Raw genomic sequence first — 17,519 nt, 5'->3', positions numbered from 1 at the left:
CTGCGGCCGGGGTGGCGGGTTGAAACTATGAAACTGCTGAAACTCGTCCCCGACGATACCAATTTCGACTTTGTCCGCCTGCGTAGCTGGGCATTCGGCCTGACGCTGATCCTGTCGGTGCTGGCGATCGGCGTGACCTTCGCCAAAGGCCTGAACTTCGGCGTCGATTTCGAAGGCGGCCTGATGATCGAGGAGCGGTTCGCGTCTCCGCCCGATCTCGACAAGCTGCGCTCCGTGGTGGACGCGCAGGGGCTGGGCGAGGCATCGCTGCAGCAGTTCGGCGATCCGCGCACGCTGACCATCCGACTGCCCGTGCAGGAGGGCGCCGACGAAGGCGCGACCAACGCCGCGGTGAAGAAGGTGGAAGTCGCGATTGCCGAGGCATTCCCCGGCGCGACGTTCAGCCGCTATTCGACCATTTCCGGCAAGGTTTCGGGCGAGCTGATCCGCAACGGCATCCTTGCGGTCGTGCTGTCGATCCTGGGCATCGGCCTGTTCGCAATCGTTCGATTCGAGTGGCAGTTCGGCGTGTCGACGATCGCGGCGATCATCCACGATCTGTTGATGACGCTTGGCTTCTTTGCGCTGACGCAGTTTGAGTTCGACCTCAACATCGTCGCCGCCGTGCTGACCATCGTCGGCTATTCGATCAACGACAAGATCGTCATCGACGACCGTATCCGCGAGAACATGCGCCGGTATCGCAAGATGGACATGCGCGAGATCGTGAACCTGTCGGTCAACGAGACGCTGCCGCGTACCGTGATGACGTCGGTCACCATCCTGCTGGCGCTGGGCGCGCTGCTGTTCCTGGGCGGCCATGTGCTGCGCGGCTTCACCGCGGCGATGATCCTGGGCATCGTGGTCGGCACCTATTCGTCGATCTACGTGTCGTCGTCGCTGCTGATCACGCTGGGCCTGCGCTCCGACCCCAGCATCGAGCGCGCGCCGCGCGGCGGCGGGATCGACAATGCCGAGCGGATCGCCCCGCGCGAGCCGCGCGCCGAGTGACCAGCGCATGAAGATGAGCCGGGAGCGTGACGCGGGCGGGCCGATCGTGCGTGGCCTGTCGGCGGCGGGATTCCGGCTCGACGAGACGACCGTCCTCAGCGCCGCGTTGCTGACGGTCTCTGACGCCGAGGCCTGGACTCCCCCGCCGCTCGCGGAATTGACCGAGGAAGCGCTGGCGCCGATCCTGGAGCCGGCGCCCGAGTTCATCCTGATCGGCACCGGCGATACGCTGGCGCGTCCGCCGCGTGCACTGGTCGACGCGCTGGACGCGCGGGGGATCGGGGTAGAGGCGATGGACAGCCGCGCCGCGGCAAAGGCGTGGGGCGTGCTGCGCAGCGAGGGGCGGCAGATCGGCGCTGCGCTCTACCCGCTGGGTGGTGATCCCCAGCGCTGAGCTCACCGGCCCCGCTCAACAAACAGCACCGCACAACAAAAAGGCGCCCGGCAATCTGCCCGGCGCCTTTTCTTTTGTCGTGGCGGCAGCGTGCGCTGCCATCCGCGGGGGCGCCGCGGCGCCCCCCTTCCCCGTACGGTCAGGCCGCGGCGGGGCGGCGGGCGAAGACGCCGAAGCTCAGGATCACCGCATAGCAGGCGACCGGCAGGATGAGCGCGAAGGCGAGGCTGCCCGTCATATCCGCCACGGTGCCGTAGAGCGGCGGGATGACCGCACCGCCGACGATCGCGGTGGCGATGACGCCCGACCCCTCTGCCGCGCGCCGCCCGAGGCCTTCGGAGGCGAGGCTGAAGATCGTGGGGAACATGATCGAATTGGTCAGGCCAACCGCGATCAGCGCCCAGCCAGCGGCAGTGCCGGTGGTGTTGGCGGAGAAAGCGAGCAGCGCGATCGCGCCGGTGCCGGCGAATGCGAGCACCTTGCCCGGCGAGACAAGCCGCAGCACGGCCGAGCCGATGAAGCGGCCGAGCAGCGCGCCACCCCAGTAGAAGGGCACGTAATTGCCGGCGATGTTGAGCGGCACGTTCCACACGTCCGGCTGCGCCAGATAGACGACGAGGTTCGACCCGATCGCGACCTCCGCACCGACGTAGAGGAAGATGCACAGCACGCCGAACGCGAAGCGCGGGCGAGACAGGAGCGTCAGCGCGTGGAAGATCGAGCCGGTCTGCTCCTGCTCCTCCTGCAGCCGGTTGCGGCGCGTCCACACGACGGCAGCAATGACCAGCAGCGCGACGGCGAGGCCGATATAGGTGTGGACGATCGTCCGCGACGCCTCGATGCGGTAGGCGTCGAGGGCGGGGCCGCTCAACGTTGCGGCGCTGACGCCGGCGAGACCGCCCAGGATCAGCGTCGAGCCGACGCGCGGGAAGATGGTCGTGCCGAGCGAGTTGAACGCCTGCGCAAACGTCAGGCGGCTATGCGCGGTGCGCGCCGGGCCGAGCAGCGAGATGAGCGGGTTCGCGACGACCTGCACCACCGTGATGCCGGCGCCGAGCACGAAGAGCGCGAGCAGGAACATGCCGAACGTCGCCGAGCTGGACGCCGGGATGAACAACAGGCAGCCCACCGTCATCGTGACGAGGCCGATCGAGGCAGTGCGCATGTAGCCAGCACGACGAACGATCGCCGCGGCGGGCAGCGAGAACAGCAGATAGGCGAGGAAGAACGCCGAGTTTACCAGATTTGCCTGCGCATGGCTGAGCGTGAACAGCTCCTGCAGCTTGGGCATGATGATGTCATTGAGGCTGGTGATGCCGCCAAAGATGAAAAACAGCGCAAAGACGAACCAGCGCAGGTCCGGCGCATCGACGTGCGCGCCGTCCCCCGTATCGGGCGACGGATCAGCGCTGTTGCTGGTCGTCGCGCCGTGAGCGAAAGCCATGAAAAATCCCCTCCGAGAACATGTAACCGTTTACCGCGAAAAACGGCGAGGACAATCCGGGCCTTGCCTTAGTCGTGTCGAGGGAACCACCACATCACGGTGGCGGGGAATGGCGTCCAGCGCCCGACCCTGACGCCGGCGAAGCGAAGCGCCTCCCCCACCCAGGCGTTGCAGGTGTGGATGGCGTCGTAGCGGCCGCGCGCCTCATAGAAGGCGTCATTGCCGAAATAGCCGGGATAATGCGCCCCGCCCGGCACCAGCGACGCCTGGATGAAGGCGGCGAGCCGGCGATATTGCGCGGGCGTCACGACCAGCCGGCGGGCCTCCCCCGTCGGCGACGGGGCCGGCAGGTGATCGACATGGACCAGGGTGCGATTGCTGCCGATCGCCGCGGCCACGACGACGCCGGGCCGCAGATCGGCCCAGGTCGGCGTCTCAAGGTAGAAGTCATGCTCCCCCCAGCCGACCAATACGTGATCGTAAGCGGCGAAGCGCGGATCGCGCAGGTCGCGGGCGGGAAAATACGGGCGCCAGTCCACGCCAGCGGCGACCTTGGGCATGATGATGCCGGTGTGGATGCCGTTGGATTCGACATAGAGGGTGATGCCCTGCGGGGGCGCCACCCAGTCGCGGTTGGCGGGAAGCGCGCCCCCGACCAGCCCGGCGAGCGGATAGGCGACCAGCGCCAGCACCACGGTAACCAGGATGAGGAGCGGGCGACGGCGCATCGCGGGGACCGTACCAGCCGGCGCGGCGCAGCACACCCCGGGCCGGCCGCTGTTTCCCATCGCTGCAACACCGCGCGGCGACGGGCGTTGGTCGATCCGGAAAGCGCTTACCAGGGCGACCGACACCGCAGGGTCGGTCGAATGACCCGAAAACAAGGAACAGGATGCAGATCGACCGGGAGGCCATTGCCGACTTCGCCCTGAAGACCATCGTCGCGATCGGCCTCGTCAGCCTCGCCCTGCTTGTCTGGAAGCTGCGGGATGCGGTGTTGCTGGTGTTCGCGGCGGTCATCACTGCGGTGATCCTCCGGGCCTTTGCCCGCGCGCTGCAACGGGTCGTGCCGATGGGCGATGGCATCGCATTGTCGCTCGCCACCGTGATCATCGCCGTGGTGGTGATAGGCGCGGTCGGGCTGTTCGGGCAGGAAGTGTCGACCCAGATCAGCGCATTGGCGAACATGCTGCCCGGGGCGTGGGATACGCTGGTCGATACGGTGGGCGCCGAGCGGCTCGACCAGCTGGTCGATCGCTTCATGCCGGAGGGGGCGACGATCGCCTCGATCGCACAGTCGGTCATCAGCGTGGTGGTCAGCGCCGCTTCGGGCCTCGCGCTGGCGGTGCTGGGCGGGATCTATCTCGCGCTGTCGCCCGATACCTATCGCCGCGGCGCGCTGCGGCTGCTGCCGGCGAGCGCGCAGCGGCGCGCAACCCGGGCGATCGATCAGACAGGCGATTCGCTGCGCGCGTGGCTGATCGGACAGATCCTGCTGATGCTGCTGGTCGGGGTCGTGACGGGCGTCGGCCTGTCGGTGATCGGCGTGCCATCGGCCTTCGCACTGGGACTGATCGCCGGGCTGCTGGAGTTCGTGCCGCTGATCGGGCCGATTGCCGCCGCCATCCCCGGGGTGCTGATTGCGCTGACGATGGGGATTGAGACCGCTGCGCTGACCGCGGGCTTCTACCTCGTCGTGCAGCAGTCGGAGGGGAACATCCTGGAGCCGCTGGTGATGCGCAAGTCGGTGTCGATCCCGCCGGCTATCACGCTTTTTGCCATCTTCCTGTTCGGCGCCTTGTTCGGGCCACTCGGCATCCTCCTGGGCGGGCCGCTCACCGTCGCGGCGTTCGTGATGGTGCGGGTGTTGTGGTTGAACGATGACCTGAGCGGTGGTCGAAAGGCGAAGGCTTCGGAACCGGCGGCGGATGGCGCCACATAGCAAAACGGCCGCATCTGAGAGATGCGGCCGCTTGGCGGTCAGTCCTGATCCGCTGCCTGTTCAGGCGATCAGTTCAGGCGACCGATCCCGGCAATCGTGCGGTTGACCAGCGCGCGGTCGGCATCAGGGCCGAGACGGTCGGCGATCAGCGTCGACGCGGCGTCCGCTGCCGCGACGGCGGCGCGGGCACGAACCTCGTTCACCGCGGCGCGTTCAGCCGCTGCGATCTTGTCCTGAGCCATCTTTGCGCGGCGGTTCACGAGTTCGTCGGCATCGACCCGAGCCTGGGCCACGATGACTTCCGCCTCGTGATTGGCCTGCTCCGCCATCTCGGCCGCGGTCTTTTCCGCGTCGGCGATCTTGCGGGCATATTCGTCGCGCAGCGCCTCAGCCTCGGCACGAAGCGCCTTTGCCTCGTCAAGCTGCTGGCGGATGCCGGCGATCTGGCGATCGAGGCCGCCGACCAGCATGGCCGGTACCTTCTTCGCCAGAAGAATGATGATGAGCACCAGCATCGCCAGCGACACGATCACCGTGCCATTGGCAAAGCCGAACAGCGACGGATCAACGTGGTGATCCGGGCCGCCCTCGGCGATCGAGGTGCTGAGCGCCTCGGTCCCCTCGGCGGTCATGCCCTCTGCCTCGGCCGCATGGGCGAGGTTTTCGGCGACCTGGGCGGAACCGCCGGTCGCGGCGGAGAGGATGATGAACTCAGCCATTCGCCATCGACGCCTTCACGGCGCCCCTCGCTTCGTCGGTCGACACCTGGATGCCGGACACGCGGGCCACGATCTCCTGCGCCGCTTCGGCGGCGATCGTCTCGATCTCGCCCAGCGCACGTTCCGTGGCCGCCTTGATATCCGCCTCAGCGGCCGCGATCTGCTGCGCCTGATCGGCGGCAGCCAGCGACAGCCGTTTCTCGGTAGCCTTGGCCGCCCGCTGACGCGCCTCAGCGACGAGCGCCTGCGCCTTTTCACGGTTGGCCTGGTCGCGCACGCGCCAGTCGGCTTCCACCTTGTCGGCAGCGTCACGCGCAGCCGAGGCGGCGGCGAGATCAGCCGCGATCGAGCGATCGCGCGAATCGATCGTCTTCTGCACCTTGGGCAGCATGCCGCGGCCCACGACGAAGAAGACGATGCCAAAGGTGATCACCAGCCAGAAGAGCTGGGACGCCCATGTCGCGGCAAGTTGGGAAATCTGAGGCATCGAAAATCCTGCCTGAACAGGGCCAGCGTCACGCGCCGGCCCCGTCAAGGATCATGTTAGGCGACGAACACCAGGATCATCGCCACGACGAACGACAGCAGACCGAGAAGTTCCGCACCGGCGAAGCCGATGAACAGACGGCCCTGCTGCGCGTCTGCCGCACCCGGATTGCGCAGCGCGCCTTCGAGGAACTTGCCGAACACGTTGCCCACGCCGAGCGAGGCGAGGCCAGCACCAACGGCCGCGAGACCGGCGCCGAGCAGCTTTGCGGCTTCTGCGTCCATTTCAGTAACTCCCTATCAAAAATCAGATGGTTGGAAAAAACAGGTGAAAACTCAGTGCAGGTTGACCGCATCGTTGAGATACAGCGAGGTCAACAGCGCAAAGACATAGGCCTGGATGCCGGCGACGAGCAGTTCGAGCGCCGAGATGCCGACCATCAGGCCGAAGCTGGGGATGCCCACCAGAAGGCCGACGCCCAGGCCAGCGTTGCCGGCGTTGACGACGAACCCGGCCAGCACCTTCAGCAGGATGTGCCCGGCGGTCATCGCGACGAACAGTCGCAGGCCAAGGCTGAACGGGCGCACCATGAACGAGACGAACTCGATCAGCGGGATGACCGGCAGCAGCCACCAGGGCGTGCCGTGCGGCACGAACAGACTGAAGAAGTGAAGGCCGTGGCGATAGAAGCCGACCACCAGCACGATCGCGAACGACAGGATCGCGAGGATCCCGGTGATGGTGAAGTGGCTGGTGAAGGTGAAGGGATGGACGCCGATCACGCCGAGCGGCAGCAGGCCGAGCACGTTGGCGAACAGGATGAACATGAACAGCGAGAAAACGTAGGGAACATAGCGCTTCCCTTCCGGTCCGATGTTCTGCGCCAGCATGTTGTCGATGAAGCGCACGAAGCCCTCCACCATCATCTGGCCGCGCGTCGGCACAACCTTGCCCTTCGTGCCGAGCGACATGAAGCCGATCAGCACGATCGTGGCCACGGCCATCCACATGGCCGAGTTCGTAAAGGCAATATTGTATCCGGCAATCTGCCAGTCCTGGGTGCCGAACAACGGCTCCACCAGAAACTGGTGCATCGGATCGATCTTGCCGCCGCCTTCCGCCACGCCTGTATTTCCCTAACGAAAGCGCCCGATTGTCACTTCGGGCGCTTGGTCGAAATCCGAATGATGTTTCTGAACGCGGCGATCGTCCCGAGGGCGAGCATCACGAGCAGACCCCAGGGCTGCGTGCCCGCAAATCGGTCGATCACCCAACCGATCAGCGCGCCGCCGACCATTCCCCCGGTCAATTCGGCGAGCACACGGTTTCCGAGGCGATAACCGCCGTCGGATTCCACCGCGCTCGCCTTTGTCCGGCTCGCCTCGTCCGCCTGCGCCGCCTTCAACCGCTCATCGAGCGAGGTGAGGCGTGCATCGTTGCCGAGGGAGTCTGGTCCGGGCTCTTTCTCGACCATTCGCGCACTCCCCAATATTCGTTGGGCAGGCGCGAAGAAGCCAAGTGGCGAGCCCGCCAAGGCGCCGTCCGGTTAGCCGGGGGGTCCGGGGGTGTCAACACTTGGCCACCCCCTGCCCCCCTTCGCCGGCACCTTATCAGCCCGTTAGCGGGCGCATTTGGGGCCGACTCAGATGCAGCGCGGATCGCGGGTCGGCGCACCGGCCCCGCGAGTCTGCCACACGCCATCCGGCGTACGGTACTTCTCACCTGCCTGAGTCTGCTGGATGAGGTTGCAGCCGCTGGTGAAGGCGAGCTGCTCCACGGTCGCGCCCGATGCCTGCGCCTTTTGCGTATAGGCGGCCTTGCGCTGGATATTGATCGCGTTGACCAGCGCGCGCAGCTCCGCATTGCCGGCGCCGACCACGCCGAGATAGCCGTCCGGCTGTTCCCCGACCTGACCCGCCGCACGCGCCGCCGCATAGGCCGGATCACGCTGCGCCAAGGCAACGCTCGACACGCCGCTGAGCGCCAGCGCCCCCGCAACCATCCACATCACCTTCTTCGTCATGTCAAAAGATCCCCGGATTCTGCTTGATCAGCGATTTGGCCTCGCTGTCGAGGCGATACACCACCTCCTGCGTGACGCTGATATTGAGGTTGATCACGATCGGCTTGTCCGGCGCGGAGACGTTCACGCACGCCCCCGTGGCCAGCACCATTGCCGCCAGGACCTTCCCCTTCAGCATTGCAGAGATCGTGCGCCCTCCATCAATGTTCAACGTTTCGTTCATGGCATCATCTCGCTTGCGGAGGGCTGAATGGCGGGTGGCTGGCGGGCGGGCGGCTGGTTCGGGAGCGGTTGGGCACGCCGGTTCTGTTCTTCGATGAGGGCGGGCAGGTTGCGGTCGATCAGCCGCTTGGGATCGTAGAAGCTGGCAACCGAATCGATCAAGCCGCGGAAGGGCGCGGTGATGCGGATGTTGAACACGAAGGGCAGTTTCTGCAGGCGGCGGACGAGGAAGTTCGACTTCGCCCCCTCCCCCTGGCTGATCCCGGCGAACTTGACCTCGGTCACCATTTCGCCGGCGAGTGGGCCGTTCATCACCAGCTCCAGATTGCGGTAGCGAAGCGAGCGAAGCGCCTGGAACGCGATATTGCCCCAGGTGCCCAGATCCTCCTCGGTCAGTTCGCCGAGATAGGCGATGCTGCCGCCGCCCTCGCGCATCACCAGCCGGCCGTCTTCGATTCGCCCGCCGCTCTGGTCGAAGATCATCGGCAGGACGCCATCAGCCACGCCGGTCGCGTCGAGATTCTTGAAATCGAACTTCTGCAGAAAGTGGCGCGCCTCCATCCCCTCGATCAGGAAGGTCATGTGGCGTTCCTGCGGGGAGGAAAAATCGAGCAGCGTCGGGCGCAGCGTGAGCGTGCCGGAAGCGAAGGGCCAGACGCCGCCATTCACCTTCACCCGCAAGTCGCGCAGCAGTTGATAGTCGATCACGCCGTCGGTCACCGCGACGCCGGGGTTGATCTCCGCGACGGTGACCGTCTGATTCGGCGCCGATTCGAGCGCGAGCAGATCGGTGAAGCGAAGCTGGCCCTTGATCCCGGCAACCGGGCCGAATGCCGCGGCGAGATCAAGCTGGTCGGTGGCGAAGGTACCGGTCGAGGTCACGCCATCGGGGGACCAGTCGATGTTCCCCACGCCGCGCACGCTGCCGCGCACATCGGCGATGACGCCAAAGGTCAGCGGAGTAAGCTCCTCCGGCTGGAAGCCGTCGCCAAAGGTGATGCCGGGAACATCGAGCCGTGCGTTGCCGGCCCCGCTCGACAGCTGATGCCGGATGGCGACGTTGGCGACCTTCACGTTCTTCGCCGGTTCGAACAGCGCGCCATCGGCGGTGATGACGTTGTCGGCGAGGCGCAGCGTCACGGTGCGCGCGGCGAGCGGGCGGAAGCGGGCGCTGTCCGCCGTGTCGCTGACCGACAAGGCGCCATCCAGCGACAGAACTGACGCAGCGAAGCGCCAGTCTCCCGCTGCTTCGGCCAGCTGGAGCGGGACCGCGCCGATCCGTCCCGAGCCGCCAGCGAAGGTGCCGAGGATATTGCCCGAGGCGACGCGGCCCATCAGCCGGGCGAAATCGAGCTGTGTCACGCTGCCGGCGCGGCCGATCCGGGCGGCGACGTCGTCGAGCGCGAAGGATGCGCCGGCGTGACGCCATTCGGCACGCGCGGCGCGGAGCTGCAGTGGCGTTCCGCCCAGCGTGCCGGTGAGTTGCGGGCTGGCGATGGCGATGCCCCCGCCGACGCCGCCCCGGCCGAGGCGGAACATCGCGCCGTCCACCGGGCACAGCGCGAGGCGGATGTTGCGCAATGCGAGCCCCGACAGGGCGAGGCGGGTGAAGGAGGCGTCGGCGCAGGCGCGGTTGAGGGTCAGCGCGCCATGCTCGTCGAGCTGCGCCGCCAGCGGCACGCGCAATTCCTCCACCGCGCCGCCGCTGAGCGGGCCGGTGAGCGTGGCGATCGCCTGGAGCGAGGTGCGCCCATCGGGTGCCGCGGTGAAGCGCGCCGGGGTGAGTGCAAGCCGCGCGCCGCCGGCCGCATAGGGCGCGACCCGCGCGCCGCCGGAGATCGGCCCGCCGGGACGCTGCTGCGCGATGCGGATGGTCGCCCCGGGCAAGCCGCCGCCGCCGAGGCGAAGCGTGCCGTTGGCGCGGATGCCGGCGCGGTGGCCGAGGATCACTTCCCCGCCCTCGCCGAACTGCAGGGTCGCGCCGCTAGCCGAACGAACGGTGAGCTCGCGCAGCGTCGCGAGCGGGCGGTTCGTGGCGGTGCCCAACGCCGCCTCGCCGGTGATGGTGAAGTCCCCACCGGCGCGCGCCAGAGCAATGCCAGCCGCCGTCGCGAGCGGCGCGAGCGGGGTACCGGCGGCGCTATCGCCGGCGGCGGCGAGCTGGCGCTGCATCGCCGAGGGAAGCGCGACGTTCTGGCCATCGAAACGGCCGGCCACGATGGCGCGACCGTTCGCGAGCCGCCACGTGCCGGCGAACCCGGCCTGGCGGCTGCTGGCGCCGGCGACGCTCACCTGCTCGCCGCGCAGCTGCGCGCGCCCCTCGGTCCGGGTCTTGTCGCCGGTGAAATCGACCTGTCCGGTCAGTGATGCGGCGCGCGCGCCGCTGCCGGCGATCGCGCCGCTGCGGAGCGCGGCACTGCCGCTCCACTGAGTCAGCGCGGCGTTGAGGCTGGCGTCCAGCCGCACTGCCGGCTGCTCGGCGCGGATGCCGGCGCATGACAAGGCCCTGGCGCGAAGCGGGCCGGCGACGTGCGGCGCGGCCTCTCGCACGCGGACGTCGAGAAACGCGGTCGGTCGCTGGATCGCGCAATCGCCGACGGTGACGCCGGGCGCGACCGCGGCGAGTGTACCGCGGAAGTCCTGATCGAGCCGGCCGCGCCCCGACAGGCGAAGGCCGACGACGCCGAGCGGCGTTTCCAGCCGCATCCGCGCGTCCGCCACGTCAACACCGAGCGCCGGCAGCGCGAAGGGCTGGCCGGACGGCGCCGGCAGGAGGCGATCGATCGCGCCGAGGGACAGCCGCCCGTCGACGAGCCGCCCGCGCAGCCGGACATGGCCGGCGCGCACCGCATCGAGGGTGGGAACACCGCCGCGCAGCGCAATCCGCGTCTCGATCCAGTCCGCCACCAAATCGGGATTGGCCGGATCACCGATCACGACATTGGTCAGCCGCTGCCGCCGGACGCCGAGGTTGTCGATGCGGTAGCTCGCGGGAACATCGCTTGCGGCGAACGTGCGGTCGATGACGCCCGAGGCGATCGGCACGCGCGACAGCCACAAGGCGGCAACGCCCAGCAGCACGACCAGCAAGAGGACAAGCAGCCACCGCCGGGACATGCGGCGGCGTTGCTGTGCGACCTCTCCCGCTGTCACAATGCCCCTTCTCGATCCCAGAACAAAGCGCACCTCTAGGGGGTGATCATGGCACTTGGAAGAAGCACGGTGGCGGACATGCGGCAGTGCCGTCCACCATCGGGATCAGCCGCGCCGCCGCGCGATTGCGCGCGGGGGTCGCGCGCCCTAGCCTCACCCGCAATGGCCGACGACGAACCTGCCGCATCAGACAATCACGGCCATCGCGCGCGCTTGCGCGGGCGGTTGCTGGCGGGCGGCGGCGACGCGCTGCTGGACCATGAGCTGATCGAATATCTCCTGGCGCTGGCGATCCCGCGCCGCGACACCAAGCCGCTCGCCAAGGCATTGCTGCGCGAATTCGGCGGGATCGGCGGGCTGCTGACGGCGGATGCCGAGGCGCTGCGGCGTGTGCAGGGAATGGGCGAGACCAGCGTCGCGGCGATCAAGATCGCCCAGGCCGCGGCGATCCGCCTGCTTCAATCCGACGCGGCGGCGCGGCCGATCCTGGGCAATTGGCAGGCGCTTCTCGACTATCTCCACGCCGACATGGCGCATCACGTGATCGAGCGGGTGCGCGTGCTTCATCTCAACAGCCGCAACATGCTGATCCGCGACGAGGTGATGAACGAGGGATCGATCGATCAGGCACAGGTCCATGTCCGCGAAGTGATCCGCCGTGCGATCGACCTGGGCTCCGCGGCGATCATCCTGGTGCACAACCACCCGTCGGGCGACCCCTCCCCCAGCCGCGCCGACATCGAGATCACGCGCGCGATCATCGATGCCGGCAAGGGCCTGGGCATTGCGGTTCACGATCACCTGATCATCGGCACCAGCGGCCATGTGAGCCTGCGTGCCAAGGGACTGATGTAACCGGCGGCGCAGACGGCAATCAGTGGCCGGCGTTCTTTTCGGCCTTTTCCTCCGCCGCGGTCTTCGGCTCGGACATTTGCGGCGGCTCCGAGGTGATCATCGACCCTTCCAGCGCAATGTCGAGCTTCGCATCTTCGTCGAGCGGATTGCCGTCGGCGTCGGTTTGCGCCAGCGGATCGGTCTGCGCGGGATTGAGCGGGGGATTGGACATGAGGGTCTCCTTCGCCGCATCAACGGCGAAGAAGGCGTGGCCGTTCCGCTTTGCTCACTTCGCGTGGTAGAAGTCGTACACCTGCTGCGCGACGCCGGCGCTGACACCGGGCGCCTTCTGCAGATCGGCGAGGCTGGCATTGCGCACCGCGCGCGCGGTGCCGAAGTGCATCAGCAGCGCCTTCTTGCGCGCCGGGCCGATGCCGGGGACTTCGTCCAGCGGGCTCGCCCCCATCGCCTTGGCGCGTTTGTCGCGATGCGCGCCGATGACGAAGCGGTGCACCTCGTCGCGTAGCCGCTGAAGGTAGAACAGCACCGGCGAATTGACCGGCAGCGTCAGTTCGCGCCCGTCCATCAGATGGAACACCTCGCGCCCCTCGCGGCCGTGGTGCGGGCCCTTGGCGACGCCGACGAGACACACGTCCTCGATGCCGAGATCCTCCAGCACCGCCTTGGCCGCGTTCAGCTGTCCCCGGCCGCCGTCGAGCAGCACCAGATCGGGCCAATTGTCCCCGTCCCGATCGGGATCCTCCTCGATCGCGCGGGCGAAGCGGCGGGTCAGCACTTCGCGCATCATCGCGAAATCGTCGTCGGTCGCCGCCTGCTTGATGTTGAACTTGCGATACTGGCCCTTGCGGAAGCCCTCCGGCCCCGCGACGACCATCGCGCCGACGGCATTGGTGCCCTGAATGTGGCTGTTGTCATACACCTCGATCCGCTGCGGCGGCTCGGCGAGGCCGAACAGGTCCGCGACCTCACGGTTGAGCTTCGCCTGCGTCGTGCTTTCGGCCAGCCGGCGCTCCAGCGCTTCCTTGGCGTTGCGGCAGGCCTGTTCCATCAGCCGCTTGCGCGTGCCCCGCTGCGGCACCTCGATCGACACCTTGCGCCCGGCCTGCGTCGTCAGCGCCTCGGCCAGCAATTCCGCCTCCGGCAACGCGCGATCGACCAGCACTGCCTTTGCCGGCGGCACCTCCTCATAAAATTGCATGAGGAACAGGGTCATCACCTCTTCCTCGGTCACATCCGCGGTGTGCGCGGGGAAGAAGCTGCGGTGGCCCCAATTCTGGCCGCCGCGGATGAAGAAGGCCTGGATGCCGATCACGCCTTCATGGCTGGCGAGCGCGAAGATGTCCGCGTCGCCCACCCCTTCGGCGTTGATGAATTGCGAGCCCTGGATGAAGGTCAGTGCGCGCAGCCGGTCGCGGAGCACTGCGGCGAGCTCGAAATCCATCGCCGCGGCGGCGGCTTCCATCTGCGCGCCAAGCTTCGCCTGGACGTCGGTGGTCTTGCCGGCGAGGAATTTCTTCGAATCGGCGACCAGCTCGTCATAGCCGGCCTTGTCGATCCGGCCGACGCACGGCGCCGAGCAGCGCTTGATCTGGTACAGCAGGCAGGGCCGGTCGCGCGTCTTGAAGAAGCCGTCGGTGCAGCTTCTGAGCAGGAACAGTTTCTGCAACGCGTTCAGCGTGTTGTTGACGCTGCCGGCGCTGGCGAAAGGACCGTAATAATCGCCCTTCGCGCGGCGGGCGCCACGATGTTTCTGAATGCGCGGAAATTCATGATCGGCGCGCAGCAGGATGAACGGAAAGCTCTTATCGTCGCGCAGCAGCACGTTGTACGGCGGGCGATACCGCTTGATCAGCTGCGCCTCGAGCAGCAGCGCCTCTGCCTCGTTGTTGGTCGTGACGATCGTCATCGACCGGGTCTGCGACACCATTCGCTGGAGCCGCTTCGACAGGTTGTTGATCTGCGTATAGTTGCTGACGCGGTTCTTCAGCGCGCGCGCCTTGCCGACGTACAGCACGTCGCCGCGCGCATCCTGCATCCGGTACACACCGGGCCGCAACGGCAGCGTCTGAACGACATTGCGGATCGCCGCCACGCCAGCCTCCAGATCGGGCTGGTCGCTGCCGCGGATCGCGAATGTCGCTTTCTCTTCGTTGAACCGGTCAGGCGGGCCGTAGGAACCTTGCATCGTTCTCGCGATCTAGGGCCGAGCGGCCGGTTTTTGAACCATGAAGCGACGAAGCGGCTGGGTGCGAAGCGGCTGGGTGCGCCGCGAGGCGGGGAACGCGCGGCTTGGCACAGGTGTTGAGCGCGCATGACCCAGAAACGCGAGAGCAACGGCCGCTTCAAGGCCGATCATCATCAGCGCAACGTCGCGATCGGCGCCGCCACCGCGATCGGCGCGATCGCCACGGGGCTCGCCAGCGCGATCCATTTCGGCCTGTTCGACCGCTTCTTCGCGCCAAAGGACGGACATCGTGCGCCGGACCTGGAGGGGGACCATCATCCGGGCCCGAACGAGCGCGCGCCGGACCATTTCCGCCCTGACCCGACGGCGCCGGTGCCGGCATCGGAGCGTGAAGCGCTGCGCCCGGCTACCGGCCCCGCGCCCGGCTTTGCCGCCAATCGCGGCGACGTGCGCAGCGAATCGTAACGCTGGCCGAACAGGCCGATGACGCTGCCGGCAGCGTCATCGGCCCGGTTTCAGCAGGCCCTTACTGGGCAGGTGCCTTCACGCCCTTGGCGCGATCAAACACCTTCTCCCCGCCGACCCAGGTCTGTTCGACCTTGATGTTGCGCAGGCCCATGGCGTCGACCGACAGCGGATCGCGGTCCACGACGATGAAGTCGGCCTTCTGGCCGGGGGCGAGGTTGCCGAAGTTCTTTTCCGCGAAGCCGGCATAGGCCGCGCCGCCGGTGAACGCCCACCACGCCTGTTCGCGCGTGACCGCTTCCTCCGGGTGCCAGCCGCCGGGCGGCTGGCCATTGGCGTCCTGCCGCGTGAAGGCGGCGGCCCAGCCGGCCCAGGGATCGGGCTTCTCGACCGGGAAGTCGGAGCCGAACGCCAGCTTGCCGCCATTGTCGAGCACCGATTTCCAGGCATAGGCGCCGTTCAGCCGGTTGGGGCCGAGCCGCGCCTCCGCCATGGTGCGGTCGCCGGTCTGGTGAGTCGGCTGCATCGAGGCGATCGTGCCATATTTGCCAAAGCTCTTGAGATCGTTGGGATCGACGATCTGGGCATGTTCGATCCGCCAGCGACGATCGCCGCCATAGGTGGCGTTCAGCACCTGGATGGCGTCGAGCACCTGCGAATTGGCCTTGTCGCCGATCGCGTGCACCGCGAGCTGGAAATTATCCATCGCGGCGCGGCTCATCTGGTTCTGCAGCTGCGTGTCGGACAGGAAGCTCAGCCCCTTCTCTCCCGCCGCATCGGCATAAGGCGCCTTCAGCGCCGCGCCGCGCGACCCGAGCGCGCCGTCGAGGTAGATCTTCACCCCGCCAAGGCGCAGGCGATCGTCGTACAGCCACGGCGTCGGCCCCTTGCCGCCAATCTGGCTCGCGGTATCGACACCGGCGGCATAGCTCATGACGCGCACGCGCATCGCGCCGATATCAGCCATGCGGCGATAGCTGAGCCAGTCATCGACCGTTGTGCCCATGTCGGCGACGGCGGTGATGCCATTGGCGAGAAGCGCCTGCTGCGCCTCGAGGAAGGCGGCGTCGCGCTCCTTGGGCAGAGGCTTGGGCACCGCGCGCTCGATCAGCTGCATCGCCGCGTCGACGAAGACGCCGGACGGCGCATTGCCGCTCTTCTCGATGCGGCCGCCGGCAGGAGACGCCGTCGCCGCGGTGACATTTGCCTCCCGCATCGCCGCAGTGTTGGCCCAGCCGGCGTGGCCGTCGGCGCGCTCCAGCCAGACGGCGCGGTCGCCGACCACCGAATCGAGATCAGCGGCGGTCGGGAAGCGGCCGAGGCCCCATGCTTCCTGGTTCCAGCCGCGACCGGTGATCCACTTGCGATTGGGGTTGGCGCGCGCATAAGCGGCGACCATCGCCTTCGCCTCATCCAGCGAACGCGCGCCCGACAGGTCGAGCGAGAGCGCGCCGAAGCCGAGCCCCATGACGTGGCCGTGCGCGTCGATGAAGCCGGGCAGCACCGTCTTGCCGCCCATGTCGATGCGCCAGTCGTAGAGCGGCTTGCCGGCGTTCTTCTTCAGCTCGCGACGGCTGAGCTTGGGCGGCTGCTCGCCCGGCGGGACCAAGCGGGTGACACGGCCCTGCTGGTCGATCAGCAGCGCCTTGAAGCGGACGACCTTGCCGTCGGCGGTGGGCGCGATTCCGTTGACGTTGTCGACGATGCCATCGGCGCTCGCCGGGACCGCCATCACGGCCGTTGCGAGCAGGAGAAGAGCGCGCTTCATCGCGGCAACCTCCGCACCAGCGCACTCGTATCCTGCCTGCCACCACCCATTTTCTGTACCTCGGCGTAGAATTGATCCACGAGCGCCGCCACCGGCAGCACCGCCCCGTTCCGCTTCGCCTCATCCAGCGCAAGGCCAAGATCCTTGCGCATCCAGTCGACCGCGAAACCAAAGTCGAATTCGTCGCGAGCCATGGTCGGCCAGCGGTTCACCATCTGCCAGCTTTGCGCCGCGCCGCCGGAGATCGCCTCGAACACCTTGTCTAGATCGAGGTCGCTGGCCTGAGCGAAGCGAAGCGCCTCAGACAGGCCCTGAACGACGCCGGCGATGCAGATCTGGTTGACCATCTTCGTCTGCTGGCCGGCACCCGGCGCGCCGACATGGACGATCCGGGCCGCATAGGCCTCCATCACGGGGCGGGCGCGGAGAAAGGCGGCCTCGCTGGCGCCGCACATGATCGACAATTGGCCCTTTTCTGCGCCTGCCTGGCCGCCCGATACCGGCGCATCGACGCTAAGCGGCCGCGCCGCTGCGAGCCGCCGCGCGATGTCCGCCGAGACGGTGGTATGGTCGATGAACAGCGCATCGTCGGCCATCGCACCGAACGCGCCATCGGTGCCCAAAGTGACGGCGGCGAGATCATCGTCGTTGCCGACGCAGGTGATCACCGCCTCGGCGCCTGCCGCCGCAGCCGCGGGCGTATCGGCGACGGTAAGTCCGGTCGCCTCCGCCTTTGCCCGTGTCCTGTTATAGACGGTGACCTGATGGCCGGCGCGCGCCAGATGCCCGGCCATGGGTGCACCCATGACGCCGGTGCCGATGAAAGCGATCCTCATGCCCGGCGGGATAGG

General features: G+C 67.6%; 19 protein-coding genes. 5 read left to right on the top strand and 14 right to left on the bottom strand.

What is annotated here, in order from left to right; all coding sequences use genetic code 11:
- Positions 1-27 precede the first annotated feature (27 nt).
- Both secF and XM50_RS10480 read left to right on the top strand, forming a co-directional pair.
- Positions 28-1,011, top strand: coding sequence for a protein translocase subunit SecF (gene secF, locus XM50_RS10485; RefSeq protein ID WP_046409270.1), 984 nt, complete (start codon positions 28-30; stop codon positions 1,009-1,011).
- Between the two features lie 7 nt (positions 1,012-1,018).
- On the top strand, positions 1,019-1,405 hold the full coding sequence (locus XM50_RS10480; protein WP_231621934.1) for an Mth938-like domain-containing protein: 387 nt from the start codon (positions 1,019-1,021) through the stop codon (positions 1,403-1,405).
- A 139-nt stretch (positions 1,406-1,544) separates the two neighbouring features.
- Here XM50_RS10480 and XM50_RS10475 read toward each other — a convergent pair whose 3' ends face one another.
- Both XM50_RS10475 and XM50_RS10470 read right to left on the bottom strand, forming a co-directional pair.
- Complete coding sequence (locus XM50_RS10475) at positions 1,545-2,849, bottom strand: sugar MFS transporter (RefSeq protein WP_046409268.1); 1,305 nt, start codon at positions 2,847-2,849, stop codon at positions 1,545-1,547.
- A 68-nt stretch (positions 2,850-2,917) separates the two neighbouring features.
- Positions 2,918-3,577: a TIGR02117 family protein gene (locus tag XM50_RS10470; RefSeq protein WP_046409333.1), complete on the bottom strand. Its 660-nt coding sequence runs from the start codon at positions 3,575-3,577 to the stop codon at positions 2,918-2,920.
- A gap of 164 nt (positions 3,578-3,741) precedes the next feature.
- Here XM50_RS10470 and XM50_RS10465 point away from each other — a divergent pair, with 164 nt between their 5' ends.
- Positions 3,742-4,791, top strand: coding sequence for an AI-2E family transporter (locus tag XM50_RS10465; RefSeq protein WP_046409267.1), 1,050 nt, complete (start codon positions 3,742-3,744; stop codon positions 4,789-4,791).
- Between the two features lie 68 nt (positions 4,792-4,859).
- On the opposite strand, the gene XM50_RS10460 is transcribed toward XM50_RS10465, so the two are convergent.
- From XM50_RS10460 to XM50_RS10425, 8 genes are all read right to left on the bottom strand, one after another.
- Positions 4,860-5,510, bottom strand: coding sequence for a F0F1 ATP synthase subunit B family protein (locus XM50_RS10460; protein WP_046409266.1), 651 nt, complete (start codon positions 5,508-5,510; stop codon positions 4,860-4,862).
- Entirely contained in the window at positions 5,503-5,997 is a 495-nt protein-coding gene (locus XM50_RS10455) for a F0F1 ATP synthase subunit B family protein (RefSeq protein ID WP_046409265.1), read from the bottom strand. Before XM50_RS10455 ends, XM50_RS10460 begins: the two co-directional genes overlap by 8 nt.
- A 56-nt stretch (positions 5,998-6,053) precedes the next feature.
- Positions 6,054-6,281, bottom strand: coding sequence for a F0F1 ATP synthase subunit C (locus XM50_RS10450; RefSeq protein ID WP_046409264.1), 228 nt, complete (start codon positions 6,279-6,281; stop codon positions 6,054-6,056).
- Positions 6,282-6,332: 51 nt separating this feature from the next.
- Positions 6,333-7,121, bottom strand: a complete 789-nt coding sequence (locus XM50_RS10445) for a F0F1 ATP synthase subunit A (RefSeq protein WP_046409263.1) — start codon at positions 7,119-7,121, stop codon at positions 6,333-6,335.
- Between the two features lie 32 nt (positions 7,122-7,153).
- Positions 7,154-7,471, bottom strand: a complete 318-nt coding sequence (locus XM50_RS10440) for an AtpZ/AtpI family protein (RefSeq protein WP_046409262.1) — start codon at positions 7,469-7,471, stop codon at positions 7,154-7,156.
- A 168-nt stretch (positions 7,472-7,639) separates the two neighbouring features.
- Positions 7,640-8,020 (bottom strand): YdbL family protein, encoded by a 381-nt coding sequence (locus XM50_RS10435; RefSeq protein ID WP_046409261.1) that lies wholly within the window; start codon positions 8,018-8,020, stop codon positions 7,640-7,642.
- A gap of 1 nt (position 8,021) precedes the next feature.
- Positions 8,022-8,243, bottom strand: a complete 222-nt coding sequence (locus XM50_RS10430; protein WP_046409260.1) for a YnbE family lipoprotein — start codon at positions 8,241-8,243, stop codon at positions 8,022-8,024.
- Positions 8,240-11,359 (bottom strand): intermembrane phospholipid transport protein YdbH family protein, encoded by a 3,120-nt coding sequence (locus XM50_RS10425; protein ID WP_082102970.1) that lies wholly within the window; start codon positions 11,357-11,359, stop codon positions 8,240-8,242. Before XM50_RS10425 ends, XM50_RS10430 begins: the two co-directional genes overlap by 4 nt.
- 198 nt (positions 11,360-11,557) lie before the next feature.
- On the opposite strand from XM50_RS10425, the gene radC reads away from it, so the two are divergent.
- Positions 11,558-12,250, top strand: coding sequence for a RadC family protein (gene radC / locus XM50_RS10420; protein WP_046409259.1), 693 nt, complete (start codon positions 11,558-11,560; stop codon positions 12,248-12,250).
- Positions 12,251-12,269: 19 nt separating this feature from the next.
- On the opposite strand, the gene XM50_RS10415 is transcribed toward radC, so the two are convergent.
- Complete coding sequence (locus XM50_RS10415; protein WP_046409258.1) at positions 12,270-12,461, bottom strand: hypothetical protein; 192 nt, start codon at positions 12,459-12,461, stop codon at positions 12,270-12,272.
- A 54-nt stretch (positions 12,462-12,515) separates the two neighbouring features.
- Positions 12,516-14,435: an excinuclease ABC subunit UvrC gene (gene uvrC, locus XM50_RS10410; RefSeq protein WP_046409257.1), complete on the bottom strand. Its 1,920-nt coding sequence runs from the start codon at positions 14,433-14,435 to the stop codon at positions 12,516-12,518.
- A gap of 126 nt (positions 14,436-14,561) precedes the next feature.
- Here uvrC and XM50_RS10405 point away from each other — a divergent pair, with 126 nt between their 5' ends.
- Positions 14,562-14,900, top strand: coding sequence for a hypothetical protein (locus XM50_RS10405; protein WP_052742537.1), 339 nt, complete (start codon positions 14,562-14,564; stop codon positions 14,898-14,900).
- Positions 14,901-14,961: 61 nt separating this feature from the next.
- On the opposite strand, the gene XM50_RS10400 is transcribed toward XM50_RS10405, so the two are convergent.
- Both XM50_RS10400 and XM50_RS10395 read right to left on the bottom strand, forming a co-directional pair.
- The gene (locus tag XM50_RS10400; protein ID WP_046409256.1) at positions 14,962-16,668 is read right to left on the bottom strand and encodes an amidohydrolase; all 1,707 of its coding nucleotides are present in this window, start codon (positions 16,666-16,668) and stop codon (positions 14,962-14,964) included.
- Positions 16,665-17,504, bottom strand: a complete 840-nt coding sequence (locus XM50_RS10395) for an NAD(P)-dependent oxidoreductase (protein WP_046409255.1) — start codon at positions 17,502-17,504, stop codon at positions 16,665-16,667. The genes XM50_RS10400 and XM50_RS10395 overlap by 4 nt, the downstream gene beginning before the upstream one ends.
- Positions 17,505-17,519: the final 15 nt, after the last annotated feature.

It is taken from the genome of Sphingomonas sp. Ag1 (genome assembly GCF_000980895.1).
GTDB classification, from domain to species: domain Bacteria; phylum Pseudomonadota; class Alphaproteobacteria; order Sphingomonadales; family Sphingomonadaceae; genus Sphingomonas; species Sphingomonas panaciterrae.
This window is presented reverse-complemented; position numbering and strand designations above follow the sequence as displayed.